The 15,463-nt window shown below is 71.9% G+C and carries 11 protein-coding genes; 6 read left to right on the top strand and 5 right to left on the bottom strand.

Translation table 11 applies throughout. The features are described 5' to 3' along the window. The first annotated feature begins 50 nt into the window (after positions 1-50). A complete protein-coding gene (locus tag OH735_RS14805; protein ID WP_406381975.1) occupies positions 51-1,364 on the top strand; it encodes a sensor histidine kinase in 1,314 nt (437 codons plus the stop codon). A 183-nt stretch (positions 1,365-1,547) separates the two neighbouring features. Here the strand turns inward: OH735_RS14805 and OH735_RS14800 are convergent, their stop codons facing one another. Continuing rightward, the gene (locus OH735_RS14800) at positions 1,548-2,081 is read right to left on the bottom strand and encodes an SUKH-3 domain-containing protein (protein ID WP_406381974.1); all 534 of its coding nucleotides are present in this window, start codon (positions 2,079-2,081) and stop codon (positions 1,548-1,550) included. A 10-nt stretch (positions 2,082-2,091) separates the two neighbouring features. Next, entirely contained in the window at positions 2,092-2,601 is a 510-nt protein-coding gene (locus OH735_RS14795; protein ID WP_406381973.1) for a YwqJ-related putative deaminase, read from the bottom strand. A gap of 303 nt (positions 2,602-2,904) precedes the next feature. Between OH735_RS14795 and OH735_RS14790 the strand changes: the two genes are divergently transcribed. From OH735_RS14790 to OH735_RS14780, 3 genes are all read left to right on the top strand, one after another. After that, a complete protein-coding gene (locus OH735_RS14790; RefSeq protein WP_406381972.1) occupies positions 2,905-3,882 on the top strand; it encodes an SMI1/KNR4 family protein in 978 nt (325 codons plus the stop codon). Between the two features lie 5 nt (positions 3,883-3,887). Then, positions 3,888-6,323: an SUKH-4 family immunity protein gene (locus OH735_RS14785; RefSeq protein WP_406381971.1), complete on the top strand. Its 2,436-nt coding sequence runs from the start codon at positions 3,888-3,890 to the stop codon at positions 6,321-6,323. 184 nt (positions 6,324-6,507) lie between these two features. Then, positions 6,508-7,401: a cellulose-binding protein gene (locus OH735_RS14780; protein WP_406381970.1), complete on the top strand. Its 894-nt coding sequence runs from the start codon at positions 6,508-6,510 to the stop codon at positions 7,399-7,401. 126 nt (positions 7,402-7,527) lie between these two features. On the opposite strand, the gene OH735_RS14775 is transcribed toward OH735_RS14780, so the two are convergent. From OH735_RS14775 to OH735_RS14765, 3 genes are all read right to left on the bottom strand, one after another. Next, a complete protein-coding gene (locus OH735_RS14775; RefSeq protein ID WP_406381968.1) occupies positions 7,528-9,147 on the bottom strand; it encodes a cation acetate symporter in 1,620 nt (539 codons plus the stop codon). Then, on the bottom strand, positions 9,144-9,608 hold the full coding sequence (locus tag OH735_RS14770; protein WP_406381967.1) for a DUF485 domain-containing protein: 465 nt from the start codon (positions 9,606-9,608) through the stop codon (positions 9,144-9,146). Before OH735_RS14770 ends, OH735_RS14775 begins: the two co-directional genes overlap by 4 nt. 199 nt (positions 9,609-9,807) lie before the next feature. Next, positions 9,808-11,292, bottom strand: a complete 1,485-nt coding sequence (locus OH735_RS14765; protein ID WP_406386563.1) for an MFS transporter — start codon at positions 11,290-11,292, stop codon at positions 9,808-9,810. Positions 11,293-11,852: 560 nt separating this feature from the next. Here OH735_RS14765 and OH735_RS14760 point away from each other — a divergent pair. Continuing rightward, complete coding sequence (locus OH735_RS14760) at positions 11,853-12,641, top strand: ABC transporter ATP-binding protein (protein WP_384450789.1); 789 nt, start codon at positions 11,853-11,855, stop codon at positions 12,639-12,641. Further along, the gene (locus OH735_RS14755) at positions 12,638-15,223 is read left to right on the top strand and encodes an ABC transporter permease (RefSeq protein WP_406381965.1); all 2,586 of its coding nucleotides are present in this window, start codon (positions 12,638-12,640) and stop codon (positions 15,221-15,223) included. Before OH735_RS14760 ends, OH735_RS14755 begins: the two co-directional genes overlap by 4 nt. The last annotated feature ends 240 nt before the right edge of the window (positions 15,224-15,463 follow it).

Below are 15,463 nucleotides of genomic sequence, written 5' to 3'. Positions count from 1 at the left end.
CTGTCCAGGTCACCCGAAAACGAGGTGCGTCCGCCCGTAGTCTGGACGGCATGACCACAACGGGGGCATATCGGGAAGCCGCAGGTCCGACCACCCGCGGCTATTGGTGGTGGGAAAGGCGGCGCGGCGTCGCCCTGGACGTGGGGCTCGCGGTCCTGTCGGCGCTGGAATGCGCTCTGGAGGGGGTGGAATTCGCCGGGGACACCGGGCTGCCGGTGCCGGTCGGTGTGGTGTTCGGGCTGCTCGCGGGGGCTGTGCTGGTGGTGCGGCGGCGCTGGCCGATCGCCGTGGTGCTGGTGTCGATCGCGACGACGCCCGCCGAGATGGGTTTCCTGATGGGGCTGGTCGGCCTCTACACGCTGGCCGCTTCCGATGTGCCGCGCAGAATCACCGCGGTGCTGATGGGGATGTCCTTCTCGGGGACGTTCATAGTCACGTACGTACGGCTGCGGCAGAGCGTCTCCGCGCAGGCCGATTTCGGGCGCGACGACTGGTACGTACCGCTGCTCTCGCTGTTCATGTCGCTCGGGCTCACCGCGCCGCCCGTGCTGTTCGGCCTGTACATAGGGGCCCGGCGCCGGTTGATGGAGAGCCTGCGGGAGCGGGCGGACTCGCTGGAGCGGGAGCTCTCGCTGCTCGCCGACCGGGCCGAGGAGCGGGCCGAGTGGGCGCGTACGGAGGAGCGCACCAGGATCGCCCGCGAGATGCATGACGTGGTCGCCCACCGGGTCAGCCTGATGGTTGTGCACGCTGCCGCGCTGCAGGCCGTCGCGCCGAAGGATCCGGCGAAGGCGGTACGCAATGCCGCGCTGGTCGGTGACATGGGGCGGCAGGCGCTGACGGAGCTCCGCGAGATGCTCGGGGTGCTGCGGAGTGGGGAGCCCGTGCCGGCGCGGTCCACGAAGGTGCCGCTCGCGTCGGTCGGCCGGGCGGCCGCGGCGGTGGCGGCTGCCGCGGCGGAGGACGGGCCCCGGCTGCACGAGGTGGAGACCCTGGTCGGGGAGTCCAGGGCGGCCGGTATGACGGTGGAGCTCTCGGTGGACGGTGAGGCCCGCCCGTACGCCCCCGAGGTCGAGCAGACCGCGTACCGGGTGGTGCAGGAGGCCCTGACGAACGTGCACAAGCACGCGGCCGGCGCGAAGACGTGGGTGCGGCTCGCGCACCGGGGCTCGGAGGTCGCGATGCAGGTGGAGAACGGCCCGTCGGACGCCGCCACGGCGGACGCCGGGCTGCCGAGCGGGGGCAACGGGCTCGTCGGCATGCGGGAGCGGGTGCTGGGGCTCGGCGGCGTCTTCGTTTCCGGGCCGACGGACGCGGGAGGTTTCCGGGTGTCGGCGGTCCTGCCGCACCGCGGGGAGGCCTGACCTGCCGGGCGGTCGGCCTGACTCGACCGGCGGGCGGTTACCGGCCCGTCCGGCGTTCGAGGACACAACCGGGACGGCGGGTCGCCAGGACGGAATCATGGCCGGGCACGGCCGGGTGCCGACCCGTCCTCCATCGCCGGACGGGCCGGTTCGTGCCGGGGTCGGCCGGAAGATCCGGGCTGCTCAGCCGGGGATCAGGCGTTCCGGCTGGATGCCGCCGATGAGGGTGGCGAGTGCCTGGTCGATGTCCGGGCCGAGGTACCAGTCCCCGGTGTGGTCGATGCTGTACACGCGGCCCTCGGAGTCGATCGCGAGGACGGCCTGCCCGTCCCCCTCCTCGCCGAGAGGGCTGACCTCGGTCTCCAGCGCGCGGCCGAGGTCGCCGAGCGTGCGGGCGAGATGCAGGCCGCTCATCGGGTCGATGCGTACGGGGGACGGTGCGATGTGCCGGCCGGGCGCGGACGCCGTGATGTGGAGTCCGCCGAATTCCGCCCACACCTCGACGGCGGCCGGGAAGACCGCGTGCTGATGACCGCCGGGTGACGCGTGCGAGCGCAGCGCGTCGGCCCATTCCTCGGCCCGGCGGATGTCCCAGCGGCCGGGCTGCCAGCCCGCGGCGCGCAGGGCGGCGTCGACGGCGGCGGGGAAGCGGGCCGTGGCATGCGGGTCCCGGCCCGTGGGGGCCGCTTGTTCGGGTAGGTCGGTTCGGTCGTGCATCGGCGCCCGGTCAGCCCTTCTCGGCGGCGGTCGTGAGGTCGACGGGACGTACGCCGAAGTGGGCGAGCATCTCCGTGCAGGAACGGCACGGCGGTGCGTAACTGCCGTGCATCGGGTCGCCGTCCTCGCGGATGCGCCGTGCGGTGAGCCGTGAGTGCTTCAGGGCGCGGCGGGCTTCGCCGTTGGTCAGTGGTTTGCGCTGGGCCCGCTTGGAGCGGCCGGCTTCCGCGGCGGTGAGTTGCCGGGACAGCAGTATCGCTTCGGGGCAGCGGCCGGTGAAGCGTTCGCGCTGGCTGCTGGTGAGGGTGTCGAGGAAGTCCTGGACGAGGGGGTGCAGTACGGGGGGCTGGTCGCCCTTGCCCGCGGTGCAGGTGAACGTCTCGCCGCGTACGGACAGCGCCGCGGCCACCGCGGGCAGGATGCCGTCGCGGCGGTGGTGCAGGCGGGGTATGGGGCTGGTTCCGGTGTTGCTCCAGCTGAGGCGTGGGTCCCCGGTCGTGACTGGTCGTGCGGTGTGCATTGGTGCTTTCCCTCCCGTGCCCGCAGCGGTAGCTGCGCGATGTGCACGCCCCCGAGTTGCGGTGACAGCCTGCCAAATGTCGCGGCTCGTCGGGAAGCTGGGGCGGGGAAACGCGCCTTGGTGTCGCCCGGGGTGGCAGGAGCGTTGCTTGTCCGTCACGCCGTTGTGACGGTTCGTGACGGAAGGGAAAGGGGGTGGCGTACGGGCGAGACCTGCTCTTGTGCCACCGCATAGGCTGTCCGCGGACCGCCCCCCTTGGGCAGGTCGGTCCTCACCAGCCAGACGCAGCAGGGGGCAACCGCCATGACGACAGGTCGGCTCGGGCAGCAAGCCGCGCCACCGAACGCGGCCTACGCCGGGCAGCTCGTGCATTTCCCGGACCCGGTCCGGGCGTCCCGCCATCCCAGAGGCGTGCGGATGGACGAGCACGGCAGCCCGGACTTCGCGTTGTACGCGCGCGCCGCCGCCGAGATCGCCGAGCCCCCGCCGGGTTTCGGCGTCGATGAGCTGCGGCTGACCGACTATGTCTCGGCCAACGCGGCGCTGGCGGCGAGTGGCCATGAGCTGTGGGACACGATTCCCGCGGTCGCGACCCCGCACGGCTGGACCTGGCACCACGTCCCCGGTGGTCGGCGCATGGAGCTGATTCCGGTCGAGGTCAAGGCGTTGCTCAGGCACCACGGCGGCCTCGCCGCCACGGCGGTCGACCAGAACAAGCGCGGTACGCGCCCCTTGCAGGAGACCCGGCCAGCGCACTTCCGGCTGCCCAAGGGCGCTGTGGCGGTGAGCGAGCAGCAGATCCTGGGCGTGGAGGAGGACCTCGGTTACCGGTTGCCCGGTGCGTACCGGTCGTTCCTGAAGGCGGCGGGCGGTTCGGCTCCGGTCGGGGCGGCGCTCGACGCGGAGCTCGGTGTCCTGGTCGACCAGCCGTTCTTCACGGTTCGCGAGGAGGCTGCCGTGAACGACCTGGTGTACGTGAACAAGTGCCTGCGGGACCACCTCACCAAGGACTACCTGGGCGTCGGCTTCGTCCAGGGGGGCCTTCTCGCGGTGAAGGTGAAGGGCCATGGGGTCGGCTCGGTCTGGTTCTGTGCGTACGACGACGCCCGGGATCGGGACGGCTGGACGGTGCAGGAGCGGGTGGACCGGCTGCTGCTGCCGTGCGGCGGCGATTTCGATTCCTTCCTGCAGCGTCTGGCGGGTAATCCGCCGGAGCTGGAGACCGTGGCGAACCTGATGGTGGACGGCGGCTTCGCGCGGGCCGTCCCGGTGGAGGGGTGAGCGCGATGGTGACCTTTGCGCAGGCGCAGGAGCGCGCGGACGAGTGGATCAACGGCGACGTGCCCGCGTACCAGCACCGTGAGGTGCGGGTGCGGGAGTTCGAGCTGGGCTTCGTGGTGTGGGGCGAGGACCGTGCCGAGGGCCCGGTCTCGGACGGCGGCCGGCAGCGGCTGGTGATAGCCCGGGACAGCGGTGAGGCCACGCTGTGGCCGGGGTTGCCGGTGGGTGAGGTGATCCGGCGGTACGAGGAGGAGTACGGGGCGCACGAGGTGGCTCCGGCTGCTCCGGAGCCGCCGCAGCGCATCGACCTGAATCAGACGTCGTTCCTGCTGACCCCCCCGGAGTGGCTCCAGGAAGCGGCCGACAAGCTGGGTATTCCGGATCAGCGGGCGGGGCGGGACGGGGGCGCGGTTCCTACGTCGCCGCCGGTTCCCTCGGCCCCGTCGGCCCCGTCGGCCCCGTCGGCCCCGTCGGCTTCTCCGGCTTCCTCGGACGGTTCGCGCGGTGGGCCGGTCGCGTACGAGCCGACGGCCAACGACGGCGTTCCGGCGTCCTCCGTCGCCGCGTCGCCGCCGAACGTGCCCGCCGGGGCCACCCCGTGGGCCGGGACCGACACCAACGCGGGTTCCGACGACGGTGCGGTGCCGCTGCCGGCCACGGTGTTCTCGCCGCCGCTCTCGGGTGCCGACGACGAAGGGACCCCGCCGCCGGTCGTGCCGGCCGACGCGCCGACCGCCCTGATGTCGGGGGGCAGTCAGCTGCCCCCGACGGCGATCGCCCCCGGCATGGAGCCGCGGGGAAACGGTGCGCCTTCGCCGCGTACTTCCGGCCCGGCTTCCGATCCCGGCCCCGGTGCCGGTGACATCGCGGACGCGGCCACCAGTAAGGCCGTCGTGCCGCCGCGTGGTGCGCGTGGGGGCGGTCCGACGACTCCGCCGCCGCCGGGTGCCCCCGGTACGCCGGGAGCGCGGCCGGGTGCGCCTGTGCCGCCGCCCTCGGGCCCGGGTGCGCCCGGCGCTCCGGCGGGCGGGTACCTGCCGACGCAGCTCGTCTCCCAGCAGGGCCCGCCCGGTCCGCCCGGGCCGCCTGGTCCTCCGGCTCCCCCCGCGCCTCCGGGTTCGATGCCTCCGCCGCCCGGTGGTGGGGTGCATCATGCCGCGACGATGCTGGCGGACCCGAGCATGGGTGGCCTGGGTGCGCCGCAGCCGCCCGCGCCTCCTGGCCCTCCCGGCCCGCCCGGAATGCCCGGTCCTCCGGCTCCGCCCGGTTCGACGCCTCCGCCGCCCGGTGGTGGGGTGCACCATGCGGCGACGATGCTGGCGGACCCGAGCATGGGCGGCCCGGGTGCGCCGCAGCCGCCCGCGCCTCCTGGCCCTCCCGGCCCGCCCGGTCCGCCCGGAATGCCGCAGGGCGGCGCCCCCACGCCGCCGCCCCCGGCGTACGGGTATCCGCAGGCACCCGTCGGTCAGCCGACCGTCGGCCCCGGCTACCAGGCCGTGCTGCGCTACCGCGCGCCCGACGGCAGCGAGCAGCAGCTGATCCGCCGCTCGGCGCCCGGCACCCCGCACCCCGAGTGGCAGATGCTGCACGAGCTGCGGGCCATGAACGTGCCGCCGCAGCAGGTCATCGAGCTGCACACCGAGCTGGAGTCGTGCGAGCTGCCCGGTGGGTACTGCGCGCGGATGATCCGGGAGACCTGGCCGCAGGTGCGGATCACCAGCGTCGCCCCGTACGGCACCGATCACGCCAGCCGTCAGCAGGGCATGCAGCATCTGCTCACGCATCAGGGCGAGCTGCATCAGGTCGCGGACGGGCCGGCGCGTCCGGCGCCGGTGCGGGCGCCGCTGCCGCAGATGCAGCCCGCGCCGCCGGTGCCGCCGGAGGCCGTCGCGCAGGAGCTGCTGCAGGCCTTCGGGCCGCAGGGCATCCTCCGCTTCGATCAGCGCGCGGTGTCGCGGCAGGGTGTGCCCGAGACCGTGGCACAGACGTTGGTGTGGGCGGGGCTGCCCGCCGACTTCGGGCCGTTCTTCTGGGCGCAGCCGGGCCAGCCGGTCGTGGCGACGCTGGGTGAGCTGGCCGCCCAGCGGCAGGTGCAGGCCGCCCCGGACGCGGGGTCGTATCTCGTCATGGGGTCCGACTTCGGGCGGGCGATCTGTGTCCAGTACGGCACCGCGAACATCGTGGCGGTGCCGGTCGAGGCAGGGCCTGGCGGGCAGTCGGTGCCGCCGCAGTTCGTGAACACAGGGCTGCCGGAGTTCCAGCGTTCGATGGCGCTGCTCGGCCGGATGTGGTGGCTGCGGTTCGGGCTCAATCCGGAGCAGGCGGGCCGCTGGACGGTCGACTTCCAGGCCCAGTTGGTGGCGCTGGACGCGGCGGCGCTGGCGTCGCCGGAGAGCTGGTGGTCCGTACTGCTCGAACAGATGTGGGACGGACTGATCTGACCCGGCACGTTTCCGCGTACGGCGCCCGGTTCCCCGTGAGGGGGGCCGGGCGCCGTGTTGTGCGGGGTCTGTGATGACGGTCGCTTCCGTCCGGAAAGTCGCTGATCGATTCCGACTTCTGTGGCAATTGCCGCATCCTTAGACGTACTGCAGGTGGTCGGAGAGTCGGAAAGAGGCTTCAGGGATGAGTTCTGCACCGGTGTCCGCGCACGGCTTCGTCGGCGTACGGGGACGTGGCTACCGTCCGGAGCAGGTGGACCGGGCCGTGGGCGCGCTGTCGGCGGAGCGGGACGCGGCGTGGGAGCAGGTGGCCCGGCTGACCGCGCTGGTGGAGGAGTCGTCGGCCGAGTCGGTGCGGCTGGGCCAGGCCGTCGCGCAACTGGCCCCGCAGGATTACGCGTCGCTCGGTGAGCGCGCCCAGCGGATCCTGGCGCTCGCCGAGGCCGAGGCGGGGGCCGTCCTGGGCGCCGCCCAGGAGGAGGCACAGGCGGTGCGGGACGCGGCGGACGAGGCGGGCCGGGCTCTTCGCGAGTCGGCGCGCGCGGATGCCGGGGCGATGTGGGCGGCGGCTGAGAAGCATGCCGACGAGACGTTGTCCGCGGCCCGGGGCACCGCCGAGCAGACCCTCGTCGAGACCCGCGAGGAGGCCGCGGAGGTGCGGGAGTTGGCGGAGTCCGCGATGGCCGAGACACGTCGTCGCACCGCGAGCGTCCTGGCCCACCAGGAGCAGGAGCACGCCGAGCGCTGGAAGGCGGCCGAACGTGAGGTGGCGGAGGCCGAGGCGGCGCAGGCGGCGCGGCACGACGAGCTGACCGAGCAGGCGGAGGCCCGTCTGGCCGAGGCGCGACGGGCGCTGGCCGAGACGGAGGAGACCGCGCGGCACGGTCAGGAGGACGCGCAGGCGCAGGGCGCGGAGCTGATCGCGGCGGCCAGGGTCCGTGAGGAGCGGGTGGTCCGGGAGACGGAGCGGATCCTGCGGGAGCACGAGGAGGGCCGCGAGGAGGTGCAGGCGCACATGACGCACGTACGGAACTCCCTCGCTGCGCTCACCGGGCGGGTGGGCCCGGCGGAGGACTGAGAGACCGGCCGCGGTCCGGGACCGGCGCAGGACGAGGGCCGGCCTTGGTGCCCAGCAGTACCAGTTCGAGCGCACCCCACGGGCCCTTGCCGGGCCGGCCGGGGGGTTGGGTGCGGGTTCCGGCGTTCAGGGGCGGGGCGCCGGTGGGATGCCCGCCAGGATCCGCGGCTCCTCCCCGTCGTACCGGCGGCGGGCCTCGGCCGCCGTGTAACGGGGGAGCACCGTGCCCAGCCAGCCCGCCAGGAATCCGGCGGGGATGGAGACGAGGCCGGTCGTGGTGAACGGGAACCAGTTGAAGTCGTGCCCGGGGAAGACCGAGGAGGGCGAGCCCGAGACCAGATTGGTGCCGGTGATCAGCACCATGGCGGTGGCGGTGCCGACGATCAGGGTGCAGAGCAGTCCGGTGCGCGTGAAGCGCCGCCAGAACATGCTGTAGACGAGGGCCGGGGCCAGCGCCGACGCGCCGACGCAGAACGAGAGCGTCGCCAGTGCCTGCACGTTCCAGTGTCTGGCTACGACGGCGAGGGCGATGGAGAGCAGTCCGACGGCGACCGCCGAGGCCTGTGCCATACGCATTTCGGACAGGCCCGGCAGTGGCTTTCTGTCCGGGTCGCGCACCCCGTGCAGTCCGTGGGCGAAGAGATCGTGTGCGAGGGAGTTCGCGCAGGCGAGGATCATTCCGGCGACGGAGGCGAGCAGCGTCAGGAAGATCGCTGTCGTCATCGTCGTGACGATCAGCGCGCCCAGTTGGCCGCCGCCCGCGACCGCGCCGCTGACCTGGAGGATCGAACTGTTTCCGGACGCTCCGGCGGCGGTGATGCGGTCGTGGCCGACGAGTGCGCCCGCGCCGAAGCCGATCACGACGACGAGGAGACAGATCGTGGCGACCACGGCGACCGCCCAGGACATCGAGCGGCGGACGGCCTGGGTGGAGCGGCCGCTCGTCATCCGCATGGCCACGTGGGGCAGGCAGGCGGCACCGAGTACCACGGTCAGTTCGGAGCTGACCATGTCGAGCCCGCTGCCCTCGAACTGGAGTCCCGAGCGCAGATACCCGGCCCCGGCGCCGCTGCTGTTGCGGGCGGCCGAGAGCAGGGCGCCGGTGTCCCAGCCGAAACGGTTCATGATCAGTACGGAGATGGTGAACGCGGCGACGAAGAGGACCACCGTCTTCACGATCTGGATCAGTGACGTGCCCTTCATGCCGCCGATCGCCGCGTAGCCGATCATCAGGATGCCGAGCCCGATGATGGCGCCGGTGCGGAATCCCGAACTGTCGAAGCCCAGGATGAACGCGAGCAGATCGCCGCTGCTGGCGAGTTGGACGACCATCATCGGGACGAGCGCGGCGAGGGTGGTCGCACAGGCGGTGATGCGGACGGCGCGGCCGGGGGCGCGGCGCACGAGCAGGTCGCCCACGGTGAACCCGCCCGCGTTGCGCAGGGGTTCGGCCAGCAGGAACATCAGCAGGACGAGCGAGAGGGTGATGCTCAGGGTGAGGATCAACCCGTCGTAGCCGGTGAGGGCGATGATGCCGGTGGTGCTGAGAATCGTGGCGGCGGAGAGGTAGTCGCCCGCGAGGGCGAGGCCGTTCTGCAGGGGCGAGAGCGAGCGGGAGCCGGCGTAGAACTCGTCGAGGTCGTCGCGGTCCGGACCCGTCATCACACAGAGCAGCAGGGCGACGGTGGCCACCGCGAGAAACGCCACCAGGGACATCGACTGCGCGGAGTCGTCGAATCCGTTCACCGGGCCGCTCCCGCTCTTCGGAGCCGGGCGGCGAGCGGGTCGACGGTGTGCCGGGCGGTCCGTTCGTACAGGACGATGGCGAGCAGCGTCACCGGCAGCTGGCAGAGCCCCAGCGCCAGGCCGATGTTGAGGCCGCCGAACAGGGGGCGTTCCAGCAGGTCCTTGGCGAAGACCGAGAGCAGCAGGAAGGCGACGAAGTAGCCGAGTGCGGTCAGGGTCGTGATGCGGCGCAGCAGCCGGTACGCGGTGCGTAGCCGGCGCAGATCGCCGTGGCGGGCGGCTCCGGCCACGGGGGTGGCGGGCGGTTCCGGCAGCTCCGGGGGAGGTACGGGGTCCGAACTCTGCCAGGGCAGCAGGTAATCGGGGCGTTGCGGAGTTGGCGGCCGATGCCCTCGGGGTGCCGTCGGCAGCCGTTCGGGCCAGGAGGAGTACGGGGACGGGGGCGGGCTTCCGTACGACATCTGGGTGCTGCTCCTTGCATGGCTCGGGTCCTGGGCTGGACGGCAAGGCAGGAGTGCGGTGGTGCTGTCGGAAGCGCGAACATTACTCGCCGGTATGGGGAGTTGGGGAGACGTTGGCCGGAACTACCCAAGGTAATGGCTCAGTTGCATGAGATCGGGCCCGGCGCCGTGGCGCGGTGCGGACGTCTGAACTGAAGGGCTACCGCGCCGGGGCGTCGCTCGCGGGCTCCTCGGGGAGCACGGGGAAGCGGCGCGGGGCCACGAAGACGAGCACGAGGAGGGCGAGTGCCGCGGCCCCGGCAGCGCCCAGGTAGACGTGGTCGACGGCGGCGTCGACGGCCCGCCGCAGGTAGTCCGTCGCAGCGGCCGAGAGCCTGCCCGGGGTGTCCAGGGCGTGCGAGATCGCGTCCAGGTCGCCAGGCAGTCCGGGCACCGGGGCGGCGGCCAGCCGGGACGCGAGGATGCCGTTGGCGACGGCCCCGAAGAGCGCGGCGCCGATGCTCTGGCCGACCTGGCGGCAGAAGAGCACGGACGCGGTCGTCGTACCGCGCTCGGCCCAGCCGACCGTCGACTGGACGCCGACGATCAGCGGCAGCTGGAACAGGCCGAGCGCCGCACCGAGCAGCAGCATGATCAGGGCGGGCTGCCAGGCCTCGCCCGGATACGGCAGCAGCGGGAACGCGAGCAGTATCAGCAGGGCGCAGCTCATGCCGATGATCGCGGTGCGGCGGAAGCCGATGCGGTTGTAGACGCGGTTGGAGAACGCCGCCGACACCGGCCAGCTCAGGGTCATCACGGACAGGACGAATCCGGCGGCGATCGGGCCGAGGCCCAGCACCGACTGGGCGTACGTCGGCAGGAACACCGTGGGGGCGACCATCAGCAGCCCCATCGCGCCCAGCCCCAGATTGACCGAGGCGATGGTCCGCCGCCGCCAGACCCAGCCGGGAATGATCGGCTCGGCGGCCCGCCGCTCGACGACGACGGTCAGCGCGCCGAGCGCGGCGCTGCCGGCCAGCAGCCCGAGGGACGGGGCGGAGAACCAGGGCCAGGCCACCCCGCCCTGGACGAGCGCGGTCAGCAGCAGGGTGCCCGTCGCGAAGACGAGGAGGGCGCCCGCCCAGTCGATCCGGGGGCGGGGCGCGTCGGCCGCCCGGCGGGCACCGGACGGCTCGTGGAGGTGACGTACGACGAGCCAGAGCGCGAGCGCCCCGATCGGCAGATTGATCAGGAAGATCCAGCGCCAGTCGGCGTACACCGCGAACAACCCGCCGATCACCGGCCCCGCGACCGCCGAAGTGGCCCACACGGTCGACAGCTTGGCCTGGATCTTCGGGCGTTCCTTGAGCGGGTAGAGGTCCGCGGCGATGGTCTGCACGGTGCCTTGCAGGGCTCCGCCGCCCAGGCCCTGGACGACCCGGAAGGCGATCAGCGCGGCCATGTTCCAGGCGGCGGCGCAGAGCACCGAACCGAACAGGAAGAGGGCTATGCCGGCGATCAGGACCGGCTTGCGGCCGAAGGTGTCGGAGAGCTTCCCGTACACCGGCAGAGTGACCGTCACGGCCAGCAGATAGCCGGAGAACAGCCACGAGAAGACGGAGAAGCCGCCGAGATCGTCGACGATCTGCGGGACGGCGGTGGAGACGATGGTGCCGTCGATGGCCGACAGGGCCATCCCGAGCATCAGGGCGGCGACCACCGGACCGCGTCCGCGTGGCGTCGCGGGGGAGCGGCCCGGGGCGACCCCGGAGCCCGATGTCGCTTCGGTACTGCCGTCCCCGTTACCGCCCGCGCCGCTCACCAAGATTCGTTCCCCCTGCACGTATTTTCTCCGGACACTGTCTCACCCGTGGGCCGCGGTGGGGAGGCGCCGCTGCTGAGGGAGGAGGCGGGTGGCGGTCCTGCGTCCCCCGCCGACCTTGGCTCGTGCACCCACAGGTACAGCCCCTGACACGGTTCTCCACCCGGGGACCGAGACCCCTAGGGGGCGCTCCCCAGTTCGGCCCAGGGGCGGTTCCTCCCGGCGGAGGACGTGACGGCGGTGGCTCGTTCCTTAACGTGTTCCTACACCGCGAAATGCGGCTGATTCCCACCGCGGATGCGACAGACCGCAGGGGGCGGGGTGGGGAAAACCCCACCCGAAGACTGCGCTGGGCACCAGCGCGCCGGGCTCCTGCGAACACCAGACTTCAGACGTACGCCGCGACCACTCGAAAACCGCATGACCGACTTAGGAGATAAACCGTGACAACGGCTGTAACCATTCCCAGGCACGGGGGCACTGGAGGGCGTACGGCCGTCGCTGCGCGAGCGCGACAGGTCGTCAAGGCGTACGGGGCGGGGGAGACCCGGGTCGTCGCGCTCGACCATGTCGATGTGGACATCGCCCGCGGGCAGTTCACGGCGATCATGGGCCCGTCCGGCTCCGGCAAGTCGACCCTGATGCACTGCCTGGCCGGCCTGGACACCGTGACGTCCGGTCAGATCTTCCTCGACGAGACCGAGATCACCGGGCTCAAGGACAAGAAGCTCACCCAGCTCCGCCGGGACCGGATCGGCTTCATCTTCCAGGCGTTCAACCTGCTCCCCACGCTCAACGCGCTGGAGAACATCACGCTGCCGATGGACATCGCGGGCCGCAGGCCCGACGCGGCCTGGCTGCGGCAGGTCGTGGAGACGGTCGGTCTCGCCGAGCGGCTGAAGCACCGGCCCACCGAACTCTCCGGCGGCCAGCAGCAGCGCGTCGCGGTGGCCAGGGCGCTCGCCGCCCGGCCGGAGATCATCTTCGGTGACGAGCCCACCGGAAACCTGGACTCGCGGGCCGGCGCCGAGGTGCTGAGCTTCCTGCGCAGGTCCGTCGACGAGCTGGGCCAGACCATCGTCATGGTCACCCACGACCCGGTCGCCGCCTCCTACGCGGACCGGGTGCTGTACCTCGCCGACGGACGCATCGTCGACGAGATGCACAACCCGACGGCCGATCAGGTCCTCGACCGCATGAAGGACTTCGACTCGCGCGGGCGGACGTCATGACCGTCTGGAAGACATCGAGGCGCAACTTCTTCGCGCACAAGGGACGCATGGCGCTCTCCGCCGTCGCGGTCCTGCTGTCGGTGGCGTTCGTGTGCGGCACGCTCGTCTTCACCGACACCATGAACACCACATTCGACAAGCTCTTCGCCGCGACGTCGGCCGATGTCACCGTCAGCCCGAAGACCCCCGAGGACGACGACCGGCTTCCGGAGAACGGCAAGCCCGTCACGCTCCCCGCCTCCGCCGTCCAGCAGGTCGCCAGGGCCACCGGCGTGAAGGACGCCGAGGGCGCGGTCTTCAGCATGTCCGTCACCGTCGTCGACAGCGACAACAAGAACATGGGCTCCACGACGGGCGCCCCGACGATCGCGGGCAACTGGACGAAGAACGAACTGCGCTCGATGGAGATCACCTCCGGCCACGCACCGCGCGGCCCGACCGAGGTGATGGTCGACGCCGACACCGCCGACAAGCACCACCTGAAGATCGGCGACGAGCTGCGCACCATCGCCGCCACCGGCGACATCAACGCGAAGATCAGCGGCATCGCCACCTTCAAGGTCACCAACCCCGGCGCGGCGGTCGTCTACTTCGACACCGTCACCGCGCAGACGAAGCTGCTCGGCAAGCCGGACGTCTTCAGCCTCATCTCCGTCACCGCCGAACAGGGCGTCAGCGACACGCAGCTGAAGCAGTCCGTCGCCACGGCGCTCGGCGACACCTCCGCGTACAAGCTCCAGACGCAGAAGGAGGCCGCGGACGCCAACAAGAACTCGATGGGCTCCTTCCTCGACGTCATGAAGTACGTGATGCTCGGCTTCGCCGGGATCGCCTTCCTCGTCGGCATCTTCCTGATCGTCAACACCTTCTCGATGCTGGTCGCCCAGCGCACCCGCGAGATCGGCCTGATGCGGGCCATCGGCTCCAGCCGCAAGCAGGTCAACCGTTCCGTGCTCATCGAGGCGCTGTTCCTCGGCATCCTCGGCTCCGTCCTCGGCGTCGGCGCGGGCATCGGCCTCGCCGTCGGCCTGATGAAGCTCATGGGCGCCCTGGGCATGGAACTGTCCACCGACGACCTCACGGTCGCCTGGACGACCCCGGTCGTCGGCCTCGCGCTCGGCATCATCGTGACCGTCGTCGCCGCGTACATCCCGGCCCGTCGCGCCGGGAAGATCTCCCCGATGGCCGCCCTGCGCGACGCCGGAACCCCGGCGGACGCCCGGGCCGGCCGGGTCAGGGCCGCGATCGGCCTGGTCCTCATCCTCGGCGGCGGCACCGCGCTCTACGCCGCGACGCGGGCCGACAAGTCGAGCGAGGGCTCGCTCCTCCTCGGTGCGGGCGTGGTCCTCACCCTGATCGGCTTCATCGTGATCGGCCCGCTGCTGGCCGGCTTCGTGGTCCGGGTGCTGAGCGCGGTCATGCTGCGGATGTTCGGCCCCGTCGGACGGCTCGCGGAGCGCAACGCCCTGCGTAACCCGCGCCGCACCGGAGCGACCGGCGCCGCCCTGATGATCGGCCTCGCCCTGGTCGCCTGCCTCTCGGTCGTCGGCTCCTCCATGGTCGCCTCGGCCACCGAGGAACTCGACAAGTCGGTCGGCGCCGACTTCATCGTCCAGCCGGCCGGCGGCAACCCGACGCTCCTGGTGGACCAGGCGGTCAAGTCCCTGGAGTCCGTGCCGGACATAGAACACCTCACCGGCTACAAGGTCGTCGGCGCCAGGATCACGGCTCCCGACGGCACCACCGAGAACAAGGCCCTGGCCGCCGTCGATCCCACGTACCAGGAGGACGTCCGGCGCGAGACGGTCGCCGGGAAGCTGGCCGACGCGTACGGCAAGGACGCCATGTCCGTCGGCGACACGTACGCCACCAAGCACCACCTCAAGGTCGGCGACCGGCTCACCGTCGCGTTCAAGGGCGGCGAGACCGCGAAGCTGAGGCTTGCCGCGATCACCTCGGACGACGTGAACATCGACAAGGGCGCGATGTACACGAACGTCGCGACCGCCGCGCGGTACGTTCCCGCCGACAGCCTGCCGAAGAACATGATGATGTTCGCTAAGGCCGCGGACGGCAAGGAGAAGGAGGCGTACGCCGCACTGAAGGCCGCCCTCGTCAAGTATCCGCAGTACGAGGTGAAGAACCAGGCCGACTTCAAGCAGCAGCTGAAGGACCAGATCGGCCAGCTGCTGAACATCGTCTACGGCCTGCTGGCGCTCGCGATCATCGTCGCGGTGCTCGGTGTGGTGAACACCCTCGCCCTGTCGGTGGTCGAGCGGACCCGTGAGATCGGCCTGATGCGCGCCATCGGCCTCTCCCGCCGCCAGTTGCGCCGGATGATCCGCCTGGAGTCGGTGGTCATCGCCGTCTTCGGCGCCCTGCTCGGCCTCGGCCTCGGCATGGGCTGGGGCACGGCGGCCCAGAAGCTGCTGGCCCTGGAGGGCCTCGGCGTCCTGGAGATCCCGTGGCCGACGATCCTCACGGTCTTCGTCGCCTCGGCCTTCGTCGGCCTGTTCGCGGCCCTGGTCCCGGCGTTCCGGGCGGGCAGGATGAACGTGCTGAACGCGATCGCCACGGAATAGCGGGGACCGATCGGCGAGGGTCGGTGGTCCAGACCGCCGACGTAGGATGACTGATCCGGCCCCGGGGTGTCCCTCCAAACACCCCGGGGCCGGTCGCGTGCGACCGGGGAACGGGCCGGGGTGTCCGGGTCCGGCCGTGGGCCGGGGTGTCCGGGTCCGGCCGTGGGCCGGGGTGTCCGGGTCCGGCCGTGGGCCGGGGTGTCCGGGTCCGGCCGTGGGCCGGGGTGTCCGGGTCCGGCC

It is taken from the genome of Streptomyces sp. NBC_01618 (genome assembly GCF_045209435.1).
In the GTDB taxonomy this organism is placed as follows: Bacteria; Actinomycetota; Actinomycetes; order Streptomycetales; family Streptomycetaceae; genus Streptomyces.
Note: the sequence above shows the minus strand (reverse complement) of the source record. Positions and strands in the feature narration are given on the sequence as shown.

Bases quoted from the DNA above. Each gene is read 5' to 3' on its own strand.
- OH735_RS14780 (WP_406381970.1), top strand. From the start codon at position 6,508: ATGAGTTCTGCACCGGTGTCCGCGCACGGCTTCGTCGGCGTACGGGGA.
- OH735_RS14795 (WP_406381973.1), bottom strand. From the start codon at position 2,601: ATGCACACCGCACGACCAGTCACGACCGGGGACCCACGCCTCAGCTGG.
- OH735_RS14770 (WP_406381967.1), bottom strand. From the start codon at position 9,608: ATGTCGTACGGAAGCCCGCCCCCGTCCCCGTACTCCTCCTGGCCCGAA.
- OH735_RS14805 (WP_406381975.1), top strand. From the start codon at position 51: ATGACCACAACGGGGGCATATCGGGAAGCCGCAGGTCCGACCACCCGC.
- OH735_RS14800 (WP_406381974.1), bottom strand. From the start codon at position 2,081: ATGCACGACCGAACCGACCTACCCGAACAAGCGGCCCCCACGGGCCGG.
- OH735_RS14755 (WP_406381965.1), top strand. From the start codon at position 12,638: ATGACCGTCTGGAAGACATCGAGGCGCAACTTCTTCGCGCACAAGGGA.
- OH735_RS14785 (WP_406381971.1), top strand. From the start codon at position 3,888: ATGGTGACCTTTGCGCAGGCGCAGGAGCGCGCGGACGAGTGGATCAAC.
- OH735_RS14790 (WP_406381972.1), top strand. From the start codon at position 2,905: ATGACGACAGGTCGGCTCGGGCAGCAAGCCGCGCCACCGAACGCGGCC.
- OH735_RS14765 (WP_406386563.1), bottom strand. From the start codon at position 11,292: ATGCTCGGGATGGCCCTGTCGGCCATCGACGGCACCATCGTCTCCACC.